Genomic DNA, 12,092 nt, shown 5'->3' with positions numbered 1-12,092 from the left:
ACGCTAGTCGCGTTCCGAGTCTTCGTGCAAGTACGCTCTCACGATGGCGGTGCGGACCCAGCAGAAGGAGCGGACCCGGCGGGCCATCGCCGCGGCCGCGCGGGAGCTCGTCGTCGAGAACGGGGAGGTGACGATGCCCGCGGTCGCCGCCCGGGCGGGCGTCTCGGAGGCGACGGCGTATCGCTACTACCCCGACCTCGTGACGCTCCTGCGGGAGACGGTGGGCGACACGTGGCCCGCTCCGGCGGAACTCGTCCCGCTGGACGGGGTCGACGACGTCGCCGAGCGCGTGGCGCGGGTCGCGACGGCGTTCTGCGCGCGCACCGTCGCCCACCAGGTCACGGTGCGCCACATCGTCGCGGCGTCGGTCGCGGGCGGCGGGACGCGCGCGGCCCACCGGTTCGCGCTCATCGAGCACGCCCTGGCGCACGTCCCGGCGTCGCCGGCGCGGGCGGCGCTGGCGACGCGGCTCGCCGTCGTGATCAGCGCCGAGTCGCTGTTCACGTTGCTGGATCTGTGCGGCCTCGACCCGGAGGCGGCGACCGCGGCCCTGCGCGAGACCGCGGTCGCGGTCGTCGCGGGGTCGTGATCAGGAGCCGAAGGCACCCATCCGTTCGACGATGACGCGGTCGATCTCGCCGTCGGCCACCGTGGCGCCGTCCCCGTCGACGGCCGAGACGGAGAACGACAGCCGGCCCTTCTCGTCGGGGCCGCCGGTGAGCTTCGCGGTGGTGGTGATCGTGCCGCCGACGCGGGTGGGACGACGGTGCTTGACCCGGACCGCCGTCCCCACGGTGGTCTGGCGGTCGGCGAGCTTCGGGCGCGCCGCCTCGACGGTGGCCGCCTCGAGCCACGCGATGAGCCGAGGGGTGCCGAGCACGGGAACGTCGCCGCTCCCGAGGGCCTGCGCGGTGTCGTCCTGGGTCACCTCGTACGTCACCCGGACGACCCTACGGGGCGAGGTGCCCAGCGGGTGCTCACCTGCCACTCCACCGCGGCCAGGTCCGGCAGCAGCACGGGCGCCGACTCCACGAGGGCGTCCCGGAAGGAGGTCGCGGCGGCACTCAGCGGGCGTCGCGGGTCGTGGCGCACCTCGACGTCCCGGGTGACGACGGGGACCAGGTCGATCCGCCGCAGCCCCGCGAAGGCCACCAGCGGGAGGACGAAACCCGGGACGGCCGTGACCCCGAGACCCGCGGCGACGAGGCCCGCCACCGCCGCCACGTTCTGGGTCTCCTGGACCGACCCCGGCCGCGCCCCGGCGGCGCGCAGCGCGTCCTCGACCGGCCGACGGATGCTGCTCCGCTCCCCGAACACGACCATCGACGTCCCGTCCAGCTCGGCCCAGTCCACGGAGGAGCGGGTCGCCAGCGGGTGCCCGTCGGCGGCGAGGAGCACGAACCGGTCCCGCGCGATCGGGACGGCCGAGTCCTCCCGCGGCCCGGTGCGCGCCGTGACGGCCAGGTCGATCACGCCCCGCGCGAGGAGGTCGGCGACGGACTCGGCGAGCCCGTCGCGGACCCGCACCTCGACGTCCGGGTGCCGCCGACGGTGCTCGGCCACCACGGGCGGCACGACGATCGCGGCGAGCGAGGGCAGGGCGGCGACCGAGACCGTGCCCCACGTCCCCGCCAGATAGCCCTCGATGTGCGCCAACCCGGCGTCGTGGTCGTCGACGAGGCGACGGACGAGCGGGAGGACGGCCCGCCCGTGCTCGGTGGGCACGACGCGTCGCGTGGTGCGGGCGAACACCGGGACCCGGAGCCGCCGCTCGGCCTCGGCGACGAGGCGGCTCACCGCCGACTGCGTCGTGCCCAGCCGGCGCGCGGCTGCACCGAATCCCCCGGCGTCGTGCACCGCGGCCAGCGCCCGCAGGTGGTTCACCCCGAGGTCGAGCACGAGTCCTCCCATGCCGATCGCTCATCGGTCAATGACGGATTGATCGTAGATACGACTGGCGTGACCGCCGACACTGGGCGCGCACCGTTGCCGTCGCTCCGAGGGAGCCATCGAGATGTTGTCCGCGCTCGGCTTCGCGACGATCGGCCTGATCCTCGTCCTGCTGCTGACCAACCGGGTCGCGGCCGTGGTCGCCCTGGTCGCCGTCCCCGTCGTCACCGCCTTCGTCGCGGGTTTCTCGCCCTCCGAGGTCGGCGAGTTCGTCGGCGACGGCCTGGAGGGCGTCGTCGGCGTCACGGCGATGTTCGTCTTCGCGATCGTCTTCTTCGGCGTGATGCGCGACGCGGGCCTCTTCGAACCGGTCATCCGCAGGCTGATCGGCGCCGCCGGCAACGCGCCCGTCGGGGTCTGCCTCGCGACGACCACGCTGGCCGCGGTGGTGCACCTCGACGGCGCCGGCGCCACGACGTTCCTCATCGCGCTGCCCGCGATGCTGCCGGTGTTCGACCGGCTGGGCATGAGCCGGCTGGTCCTCACCACCTGCGTCGGGCTCGGTGCCGGCGTCATGAATGTGCTCCCGTGGGGCGGTCCCACGGCCCGCGCGTCGACCGTCGTCGGGATCGACCCGGTCTCGCTCTGGGTGCCCCTGATCCCCGCCCAGGTGGTGGGGCTCCTCGCCGCGCTCGCCGTCGCCGGCTTCCTCGGGCTGCGCGAGAGCCGTCGGCTCGCGGGAACGACCGTCGCGACCTCGGCGGTGCCGGTCGGTGCGGCGGCGGGGACGACCACGACCGTCGCGTCGGGCTCCGGTCGCACCGGTCCGACGACCGAGGGCCCCGACCGGCCCGACGACGACGCCGACGAGGCCCGCGAGGAGGAGGACCTCTCCCGCCCCCGCCTGTTCTGGGTGAACGCCGTCCTGACCCTCGCCGTCCTCGCGACCCTCGTGAGCGGCGTGGCGCCGCCCGAGACCGTGTTCCTCGTCGCCGCCGTGCTCGCGCTCGTCGTTAACTACCCGGGGCTCTCGGTCCAGACCGCCCGCATCCAGGCCCACGCGCAGGGCGCCATGCTCATGGCGACCACGCTGCTCGCGGCCGGCGTCCTGCTGGGACTCCTCGACGGGACCGGGATGGTCACCGCGATGGCGCAGACCCTGGCCGCGGCCGTCCCGGCGTGGCTCGGACCGGCCCTGCCCGTCGTCGTCGGCGTGCTCGGGGTGCCGCTGAGCCTGCTGTTCGGTCCCGACGCCTACTACTACGGGGTCCTCCCGGTCCTGACCGAGCTCGGGACGAATCTCGGGATCGCCGGGGTCGACCTCGCCCGGGCCTCCCTCGTCGGCCAGGAGACCGTCGGCTTCCCGATCAGCCCGCTGACCGGCGCGTTCTACCTCCTCATCGGGCTCGGCGGGGTCGACATCGGCCGCCACATCCGGTCGTTGATCGGGTGGGCGTGGCTCGTGTCGCTCGTCATGCTCGCGACGGCGCTGCTCACCGGCGCGGTGGCGCTGTGACCGGCCGGACGACGGTGCGCCTCGGCGCGGGCGCGGGGTTCGCGGGGGACCGCATCGACCCCGCCGTCGACCTCGCCGAGCGGGGCGGGCTCGACTACCTGGTCTTCGAGTGTCTCGGCGAGCGCACCATCGCCGCCGCGAACGCCCGCCGGCGCGCCGATCCGGAGGCCGGCTTCGATCCCCTGTGGACCCGGCGACTCCGGGCGGTCCTGCGCCCGACGGTCGAGGGCGGGGCGACGATCGTCAGCAACTCGGGGGCAGCCGACCCCCGGGGTGCGGCGGCCGCGACCCTCGACGTCGCCCACGATCTCGGCCTCCCCCGGCTCCGGGTCGCCGCGGTGACCGGGGACGACGTCCTGGACGCGACGGTGGCGGCGGACCCCGTGGTGTGGGAGACCGGACGGCGGCTCTCCGAGCACTCCGAGGACCTGCTGGCCGCCAACGCCTACCTCGGCGCCGACCCGATCGTCCGGGCCCTCGACGCCCGCCCCGACGTGGTGGTGACCGGGCGGGTGGCGGACCCGTCACTGTTCCTGGGTCCGCTCGTGCACGAGTTCGGGTGGGCGCTCGACGGCGACCCCGGCCTGCTGGGCCGCGGTACGGCGGTGGGCCACCTGCTCGAGTGCGCGGGGCAGCTGACCGGCGGCTACTTCGCGGACCCCGTGACGAAGCCGGTGGACCGTCTCGCGCACCTCGGCTTCCCCTTCGCCGACGTGGCCGCCGACGGGACCGCCGTCCTCGGCAAGCTCCCCGGCACCGGAGGTCGGCTCGACCTCGCGACGACCCGCGAGCAGCTCCTCTACGAGGTGGACGACCCCGGCGCGTACGTGACCCCGGACGTCGTCGCCGACCTCTCGCAGGTCCGGCTCCGGTCCGACGCCCCCGACACGGTGGCGGTGTCCGGCGCAGGAGGCACCCCGCGGCCGGACGCGCTGAAGGTGACGCTGGGGTTCCGCGGCGGCTGGTCGGGCGAGGGACAGATCTCCTACGCCGGGCCGCGGGCACTCGCCCGGGCCCACGCCGCGGCCGAGGTGGTTGTCGACCGTCTCGACCGCGTCCACGGCATCCCGGCCGCCGACGTGCACGTCGAGTACATCGGGGCGGGCGCCGCGCTGCGCGGGCTCGCACCGGTCGGGGACCCGCTCGAGGTGCGGCTCCGCGTCCAGGCGTGGGCCCCCGACGAGGAGCGGGCGGAGACCGTGGGCTGGGAGGTCGAGAGCCTCTACACGAACGGGCCCGCAGGCGGGGGCGGCGCCCGCCGGTCACACGCCGAGGTCCTCGCGGTCCGCTCCTGCCTGCTCGACCGCCGACTCGTCACGCCCGCCGTCGACCTCCTGGAGCTCTCGTGATCCTCGACGACCTCGCCGGCGTCCGGGCCGGCGACAAGGGCGACACCCTGATCCTGGCCGTGCACGTCCGGGACCGGGCCGACCTGCCCCGGGTCCTTGCGACGACGACGCCGCAGCGGGTCGCCGCCCACTTCGACGGGCTGCTCACGGCCCCGGTGATCGTCCGCGAGGTCCCGGACCAGTCCGCGGTCGTGGTCGTCCTGCCGGGTGCGCTCGGTGGCGGCGTCACGGGGTCGGCGACCCTGGACGGCCACGGGAAGGCCCTGGGCCACCACCTGCTGAGCCTCGAGGTGCCTGACGGCCCGTGAGTACTAATCCGTGCTGGAGCACGGATTAGTGCACACAGGGCGAAGCCACCTACATCGTCGGCGCGTCCGCGTTCGACGGCGTCGTCCTCTGTGTCGTGATGTGCTCGTAGTTCCGCTTGATGTACTCGCCGGCCCGCACCGCGAGGGCGCCGATCGTCGAGGTCGGGTTGACCGCGCCGCCGGTGGTGAGCGTGGAGCCGTCCACGACGAACAGGTTCGGCAGGTCCCACGTCTGGCACCACTTGTTGAGCACCGAGTCCTGCGGGTTGTTGCCCATCCGGCAGGTACCCATGAGGTGCCAGGCCGGCGGCGGGTAGAGCACACCGGTGTCGTTGGTCTCCACCGCACCGACCGCCCGCGTGGCCTCGAAGATCTTCTCGATGCCGTACTTCGCGAGCGCGATGTCGTTCGGGTGCAGTTCGTAGTTCACGTGCGCGGCGGGGATGCCGTCGGAGTCGGTGACGGTCGGGTCGAGGGTCACCGCGTTCGACTCCACCGGCAGGTCCTCGCCGAACATGAACACCATGAGGTGGTTGGCGAAGTGGTTCGCGAAGAAGTCGCGGTGCTTGTCGCCCCACGGCGCCGTGTACCCGGTGTGCGTCCCCATCGCCGCATAGGACGGCCCGAACGAGCGCGCCACCTGCATGCCGAATCCGTTGACGAATCCGCGGTCCATGTCGGTGTGGTAGAACTCGTGCGAGTACATCGGCGAGCCGAACGAGCCCTTGAATCCCTCGACGGGCTCGTCGAACCACGAGTCGCAGAACGCGAACACGTGGTGCATCAGGTACTTGCCGACGAGACCGTTCGAATTCGCCAGGCCGTTCTCGTGGCCCTTCTGCGCGCTCGCGAGCAGCATGCGCGGCGACCCGATGCCGTTGGCCGCGAGCACCACGATCTTCGCGCGGATCTCGTGGCGGTTGCCGGTGTTGCGGTCGATGTAGACCGCGCCGGTCGCCTTCCCGCCCTCGGCGGTGATCGTCTCGACGCGGGCCATGGTCCGCAGGTCGACCCCGGCGCGGACGTTGTAGGGCCAGTGCGCGTGCGCCGGCGTCGAGAGCGACCCGGTCGGGCTGCCGGAGAGCTCGTTGCCGTGGCCCACGTCGGCCTCGCGGTTCTCGCGGGGCCGGGTGATCACGGCGTTGTCGGACGGCCACCAGTGCCAGCCGAGGTCGCGGGAGGCCTTCGCGTACTTCAGTCCGAGCTTGCCGGGCAGCACCATCGGGTCGCGCTGGGCGTTCTTGCGGTCCGGGTACGACGGGTCGCCGATCAGCCCGGAGATGCCGTAGATCTCGTCGTTGCGGTCGTAGAACGGCGCGAGGTCCTCGTAGGAGATCGGCCAGTCGATCGTGCCCTCGAGGCCGTGCTCGGTGCCCTTGCGGAAGTCGACCGGCTTGTAGCGCGGCCAGTGCCCGGCGTAGTGCACCGTCGAGCCGCCGACGTTGTTCATCATGTACGGCGTCGTGGTGCCGGTGACCGGATAGTCCTCGGGCAGCTGGCGGACGTTCGGGTCGTAGGCCCACCCGCGCTGCTTCTCGATCTCCCACTCGTCGTGGTAGTGCGGGTGCTCCGGGGCGGTGACCCACGGGCCCTGCTCCAGGCACACGATCTTCGCGCCGGTGTCCTTGAGCTCGTAGGCGACACCGGCCCCGCCGGGCCCGGCACCGATGATCAGGACGTCGACTTCTTCGTAGCTGGCCATGGGTGCCTCACTTCGTCCAGGTGAGCTTGGACAGGTCGACACGCTCGACCTGGTCGGTCTCGAGGTAGGAACCGTTCTCGTTCGCCTGCGCGAGGGTCGTGTCGTCCCACGGCTCCAGCGACTGGATGTAGCCGTAGGGCAGCGGCGGGCCGTGGTAGTCCTTGCCCGCGGGCACGTTCTTCCGGATCGCGAGGACGACCTCTGGCCGTGAGTAGTAGCCGTAGTAGACGAGGGCGCGGATCTGCTCGAAGAACGGATCCTCGGCCTTCTCGAGCGCCTCGAACGCCTTCGCGCGCTCGGTCGCGTCGGCGTCGACGAACGCCTGACCGAGCTTGTCCAGCGCGGCGACGAACGAGTCCTCGTCGGCCCAGGGGAAGTGCTTGTTCCTGTAACCGGTCGGCGTGATGTACCGGCCGCAGAAGGCGACGATGTCGGTCTCGCTCGCCGTCGGCCAGTCCGGGTGCGGCGGGATGATCGTGTCGGCCAGCGCACCGATCACGGCCTGCCGGGCCGCACTGAACTGCACCGGGCGCTCGAGGCCGCCGAGACGCGGGCGGCCGTTCTCGAAGAACCCACCGCCCCATCCGGGTTCGACCGTCGTCTCGGGGGCGCCGAACGGAGCCGGCTTCTCCCCCAGGGCGTTGTTCATTGACGTGTCCTCCTTCTGCTGAAGACTGGGAATCAGCGATGCGTGCGCTCGTCGACCACGCGACGCGACTTGTGCTCCGCGCGCTCGAGGGTGTGGGCGTCGACGGACTCGAAGGTCACGCGGACGCCGAGGAGGGACTGCAGGCCTGAGCCGGTGCTCGACTCGAACTCGGAGCGCTGTCCGTCGGGGAGAGTGCACTCGGCGCGGACGATCATCTCGTCCATCGAGCCGGTGCGGCGGACGACGATCTGGTGCTCGCCGCCGTAGTGCTCGACGGTGCGCAGGTAGTTGTCGACCTCCGTCGGGTACACGTTCTCCCCGCGGATGTGGATCATGTCGTCGATCCGGCCGTACACGCCGTCGGGCAGCTTCGGGTAGGTCCGGCCGCAGGGGTTGTCCTCCAGGACCCACCGGGTGAGGTCGTTGGAGGCGAGCCGGATCATCGGCTGCGACGTGCGCTCGAGGTGGGTGTAGACCGGCGTGCCCTCGTTGCCGTAGGGCACCGTGCGGAACGTCTCCGGGTCGCAGACCTCGTGCCACACGATGTCCTGCCAGAGCAACATCCCGTCCGGCGTCCCCGCGGTGGCCGACGCCGACATGAACGGCGTCATCTCGGCCATGGTCCCGCAGTCGATCACCGTCGCCCCGAAGCTGTCCTCGATCGCCTTGCGCACCGAGGGCACCGACGCACCGGGCTCCCCGGAGAAGAACATGACCTTCAACCCGAACTCGCGGGGGTCGATCTTCTCCTGCTCGGCCACCTCGGCCAGGCGCAGCGCGTAGGAGGGCGTCGCGTAGAACGCCGCCGGCTTGATGCGGGCGAGCCAGTTCACCGCCCGCGAGGTCATCCCCGACGCGCCGGCGCCGAACGGGAGGACGTTGCAGCGCAGCCGCTCCGCCGCGGTCATCGCACCCCAGGAGCCGAGGTAGAGCGAGAACAGCGCGGCGACGAACACCGTGTCGCCGGGCCGCACGCCCATCCCCCACAGGATCCGGGCCTGGTTGTCGGCGATGACCTCCCAGTCCCGCCGCCCGAGCGCGAAGGCCGTCGGGGCCCCCGTCGTGCCGGAGGTGCCGTGGATGTGGTGGATCTCGGACGGGTCGACACAGGTGTAGTCGCCGAACGGCGGGTGGTTCGCCTGCGACTCGCGCATCTCCGCCTTCGTGACGACGGGGACCTGCTCGAACGCCTCGAACGACGTGATGTCGGCCGGCTTGAGGCCCGCCGCATCCCACTTCGTCCGGTAGAAGCCCGAGTTCGCGTAGGCGTACTCCATGACCTCCCGGAGCCGGACGAGGACCGCGGCGTCGCGCTCGGCCGGGTCCATCGTCTCGCGTACCGGGAACCAGTACGGCGAGTCCGGGTCGGGCAGGTAGTCCTGGTCGTAGCGGGTGGGGAACGCCCACTCCTCCATCTGTGCCACGTCAGATCCCTTCCTGACGACGAGCGACCTCGGCGTCGTTCCACGGGGTCAGTGCCTGGTAGTCGGGGACGAAGCCGAGCCCCTTGCCGGAGTCCGGCGACGATGCGTCCTGCGTGGTGACCACGTCGACGACGGCGGGCGCGTTCTCCAGCGCACGCCGGACGGCGCCGTCCAGCTCGGCCGGGTCGGTGACCCGCTCGCCGTGCGCCCCGAACGCCCGCGCCATGGCGGCGTAGTCGGAGTCGGCGAGCAGCGTCCCGGCGACCAGGCCGTAGTTCTCCTCCTGGTCGTAGCGCTCGATGTTCCAGGCGCTGTTGTTCGAGACGATCACGACGATCTTCGCGCCGTGCCGCACGGCGGTGTCGATCTCCGTCGCGGTGATGCCGAAGGCGCCGTCCCCGGTCACCGCGATCACGGGCCGCTCGGGCTGCGCGAGCGAGGCCGCGATCGCGAACGGCGTTGCGACCCCGAGACAGCCGAACGCCCCGGCGTCGAGGTAGCGGGCACAGCGGGTGATCCCGAGCCGGGCGAACGAGAGCAGGTCCCCGCCGTCGGCGATCATGATCGCCTCGCCCAGGTCGAGGGCGTCGCCGTCCAGCGCGTCGAGGGCGCCGAAGATGCGGTTCGGGTGGATGTGCCCGTCGGCGCCGTTCTCCGTGGTGTGCAGGGCCTGCCGGTAGTCCTCGGAGCGCTTCCGGTGCTTGGCCTTGAGCTCGTCACGCCACGTGGTGTCGGGGGTGTGGTCCTTCAGGGCGTCGGCGAGCGCAGCGAGCGCGGCGCCCGGCTCGGCGAGGATCTCGACCTCGCCGCGCCGGTTGTCGATCAGCTCGCTTGCGGTGTCGGCGATCCGGACGACCTTCGCGTGCGGGAACACCGCCGGCGAGCCCATGCCGAGCTGGTAGTCGAGCTGGCGGCCCACGGTGATCAGGAGGTCGGTGTCGCGCATGACCGCCGACCGGGCGCTCCCGACGGCGGCGGGGTGCGCGTCCGGCACGAGGCCGCGGCTCTCCTGGGTGTCCAGGTAGGCCGCGCCGGAGGCGTCGAGCAGTCGGATCAGGTCCGTGCCGTCGGTGGTGCGCGCACCACGCCCGGAGATGATCGCCGGCTTCGCGGCGGCGCGCATCAGCTCGGCCGCGGCGGCCACGTCGTCGGGATGGGGCTGCGGGCGGCGCTTCGGCTTCGCGCGCAGGTGCTCGGGCATCTGCAGGGCCGGCGGCACCTCGCGGCGGAGCACGTCGGTGGGGATCTCGAGGTAGACCGGGCCGGGCTCGCCGCGGTCGCCCGACGCCCGCGCCCAGGCCTCGTCGAACTCGCGCAGGACCTGGTCGGCGCTGCGCAGGGTGCGGGAGAGCCGGGTGACCGGCTCGAGGATCGCGGTGTGCGGGATGTCCTGCAGCGGCCCCATGTTCGACTGCGGGATCGGCGGGCAGCCCCCGATCACGAGCAGCGGGATGCGCGAGACGGACGCGTTGGCCACGGCGGTCACGGTGTTCGTGACGCCGGGTCCCGCAGTCACCATCGCGACGGCGGTCTGCCCCGTCAACTCGGTGTGGGCGTGTGCCATGTGCACGGCCGAGCCCTCGTCCCGAACGTCGACGATGCGGACGCCGCGGCGCGCGAGCTGGTCCCAGATCGGCTGGATGTGTCCGCCCTGCAGGCCGAACACCCGGTCGACCCCGTGCTCGGTCAGGAACTCCGCCACCAGGCTCGCGACCTGCACCGGCCGTCGCTCCGCCATGGACCCTCCTCGTCGAGGTGATCACCGACACGCTCTTTGACGTGTCGTGTGTCACTCGACAGTGCGACATTCTGAATTCACAAGTCAAGGATGAGTTCACGATCACGGACGGCTACCATGCGGGGCGCACGCGCATCCGTCGATCCAGCAGCGGGGACGGAGGACGGCGGGGAGGGCGGTCGATGGCGGAGCTGCCGCACAGGCCCTCGCGGACCGAGCAGGTCTTCGAGGCGATCGTCGACGACATCTGCACCGGGCGCCTGGCCCCGGGCGTGCCGCTGCGCCAGGAGCAGCTGGCCGAGCGGTTCAACGTCTCCCGCCAACCGATCCAGCAGGCCCTGCTGCTGCTCCGCAACCAGGGGCTCGTCCGGGAGTTCGGGCGGCGCGGGCTCGAGGTGACCCCGCTCGAGCGCGACTTCGTCAGCCACCTCTACGAGCTGCGCGCGATCCTCGACGGCCAGGCCGCGCGGCTGGCCGCCGACCGCCACACCGAGGACTGGCTGCGGCACGCGACCCGCATCGTCGTCGCCGGGCGGCAGGCGTTCGACGACCGCGCGTTCGCGTCGATGGTCCGCAACGACGTCGAGTTCCACCGGACCGTCGTCGAGGCGACCGCGAACCCGCTGCTGGCCGAGAGCGCCGGCGTCATGTGGCGCAACGTGCAGCGCGTGATGGGCGAGGTGCTGCTGCAGGGCGGCGCCCCCGCCTGGGTGTGGGAGGACCACGCCGCGATCCTCGACGCGATCCGCGACCGGGACGGCGACGCCGCCGAGGAGCTCGCCCGTCGCCACGCCGAGCACGGCGAGAAGCTCATCCTCGACTCGATGCCGCCGGCCGCCGAGAGCGGTCCGGTGTCGGACGACGGGCTCGGTCCGGCGCCGGACGACTCGGCGCCGCTGGCGGAGTAGCGCCGCCGACCTGCACGAACGGCACTCTCGCAACATCTATGTGCGCCAGAGTGCCGTTCGCTCGGGAAGGAGGGGGCCCTCAGTCCGTGGCGGTGCGGTGCACGCCCAGCAGGTGGCGGTAGGCCGCGGCGCTGACACCGTTGAACGCCTGCTCGTCCCCGGTCGTCTCCCGGCGGACCTTGCCCGGCACGCCCGCGACGAGCGATCCGGGCGGCACGGTCACGCCCTGCGAGATCACGGCACCGGCGGCGATCACCGACCCGCGCCCGACCGTCGCGCCGTTCATGATCACGGCGCCCATCCCGACGAGGACGTCGTCCTCCACGGTGCACCCGTGCACCACCGCGCGGTGCCCGATCGTCACGTTCTCCCCCACCGTGCACGGGAAGCCCGGGTCGGCGTGCAGCACCGAGCCGTCCTGGACGTTGGAGCCGGCGCCGATGGTGATCGTGTCGTTGTCGGCGCGGACCACGGCGGTGTACCAGATCCCGACCTCGGGCCCGAGGGTCGCGCGCCCCGCCACCACGGCGCCGGGCGCGATCCACGCCGTCGGGTCGATCTGCGGGGCGTGGCCGTCGACGGTGACGATCAGGTGGTCCATGCCGGGC

Annotated in this window: 12 protein-coding genes; 5 read left to right on the top strand and 7 right to left on the bottom strand. The window is 72.6% G+C overall.

From position 1 onward, the window contains the following. The first annotated feature begins 43 nt into the window (after positions 1-43). Positions 44-589 carry a TetR family transcriptional regulator gene (locus ACQPYX_RS09760; protein WP_433802706.1) on the top strand — a complete coding sequence of 182 codons (546 nt, stop codon included), beginning with the start codon at positions 44-46 and terminating at the stop codon, positions 587-589. On the opposite strand, the gene ACQPYX_RS09755 is transcribed toward ACQPYX_RS09760, so the two are convergent. Both ACQPYX_RS09755 and ACQPYX_RS09750 read right to left on the bottom strand, forming a co-directional pair. Continuing rightward, positions 590-940 (bottom strand): thioesterase family protein, encoded by a 351-nt coding sequence (locus ACQPYX_RS09755; protein ID WP_433802705.1) that lies wholly within the window; start codon positions 938-940, stop codon positions 590-592. Further along, entirely contained in the window at positions 937-1,911 is a 975-nt protein-coding gene (locus ACQPYX_RS09750; RefSeq protein ID WP_433802704.1) for a LysR family transcriptional regulator, read from the bottom strand. The genes ACQPYX_RS09755 and ACQPYX_RS09750 overlap by 4 nt, the downstream gene beginning before the upstream one ends. A 103-nt stretch (positions 1,912-2,014) precedes the next feature. Here ACQPYX_RS09750 and ACQPYX_RS09745 point away from each other — a divergent pair, with 103 nt between their 5' ends. The 3 genes from ACQPYX_RS09745 to ACQPYX_RS09735 are packed head-to-tail and all read left to right on the top strand — an operon-like array spanning position 2,015 to position 5,063. Further along, complete coding sequence (locus ACQPYX_RS09745; RefSeq protein ID WP_433802703.1) at positions 2,015-3,406, top strand: CitMHS family transporter; 1,392 nt, start codon at positions 2,015-2,017, stop codon at positions 3,404-3,406. Next, positions 3,403-4,755, top strand: coding sequence for an acyclic terpene utilization AtuA family protein (locus ACQPYX_RS09740; protein WP_433802702.1), 1,353 nt, complete (start codon positions 3,403-3,405; stop codon positions 4,753-4,755). The genes ACQPYX_RS09745 and ACQPYX_RS09740 overlap by 4 nt, the downstream gene beginning before the upstream one ends. After that, positions 4,752-5,063, top strand: a complete 312-nt coding sequence (locus ACQPYX_RS09735; protein WP_433802701.1) for an AtuA-related protein — start codon at positions 4,752-4,754, stop codon at positions 5,061-5,063. The genes ACQPYX_RS09740 and ACQPYX_RS09735 overlap by 4 nt, the downstream gene beginning before the upstream one ends. A 49-nt stretch (positions 5,064-5,112) precedes the next feature. Here ACQPYX_RS09735 and ACQPYX_RS09730 read toward each other — a convergent pair whose 3' ends face one another. From ACQPYX_RS09730 to ACQPYX_RS09715, 4 genes are read right to left on the bottom strand one after another with little or no spacing between them, the layout of a single operon-like run. Next, positions 5,113-6,765 (bottom strand): GMC family oxidoreductase, encoded by a 1,653-nt coding sequence (locus ACQPYX_RS09730; RefSeq protein ID WP_433802700.1) that lies wholly within the window; start codon positions 6,763-6,765, stop codon positions 5,113-5,115. A 7-nt stretch (positions 6,766-6,772) separates the two neighbouring features. Then, the gene (locus tag ACQPYX_RS09725) at positions 6,773-7,414 is read right to left on the bottom strand and encodes a gluconate 2-dehydrogenase subunit 3 family protein (protein WP_433802699.1); all 642 of its coding nucleotides are present in this window, start codon (positions 7,412-7,414) and stop codon (positions 6,773-6,775) included. Between the two features lie 32 nt (positions 7,415-7,446). Next, positions 7,447-8,829, bottom strand: a complete 1,383-nt coding sequence (locus ACQPYX_RS09720) for a phenylacetate--CoA ligase family protein (RefSeq protein ID WP_433803703.1) — start codon at positions 8,827-8,829, stop codon at positions 7,447-7,449. A gap of 10 nt (positions 8,830-8,839) precedes the next feature. Beyond that, positions 8,840-10,576 carry a thiamine pyrophosphate-binding protein gene (locus ACQPYX_RS09715; protein ID WP_433802698.1) on the bottom strand — a complete coding sequence of 579 codons (1,737 nt, stop codon included), beginning with the start codon at positions 10,574-10,576 and terminating at the stop codon, positions 8,840-8,842. Positions 10,577-10,758: 182 nt separating this feature from the next. On the opposite strand from ACQPYX_RS09715, the gene ACQPYX_RS09710 reads away from it, so the two are divergent. Continuing rightward, positions 10,759-11,484, top strand: a complete 726-nt coding sequence (locus ACQPYX_RS09710; RefSeq protein WP_433802697.1) for a GntR family transcriptional regulator — start codon at positions 10,759-10,761, stop codon at positions 11,482-11,484. A 79-nt stretch (positions 11,485-11,563) separates the two neighbouring features. Here the strand turns inward: ACQPYX_RS09710 and ACQPYX_RS09705 are convergent, their stop codons facing one another. After that, positions 11,564-12,085: a gamma carbonic anhydrase family protein gene (locus ACQPYX_RS09705; protein WP_433802696.1), complete on the bottom strand. Its 522-nt coding sequence runs from the start codon at positions 12,083-12,085 to the stop codon at positions 11,564-11,566. Positions 12,086-12,092: the final 7 nt, after the last annotated feature.

The organism is Actinomycetospora sp. CA-084318, from assembly GCF_050955885.1.
Taxonomy (GTDB): domain Bacteria; phylum Actinomycetota; class Actinomycetes; order Mycobacteriales; family Pseudonocardiaceae; genus Actinomycetospora.
Note: the sequence above shows the minus strand (reverse complement) of the source record. Positions and strands in the feature narration are given on the sequence as shown.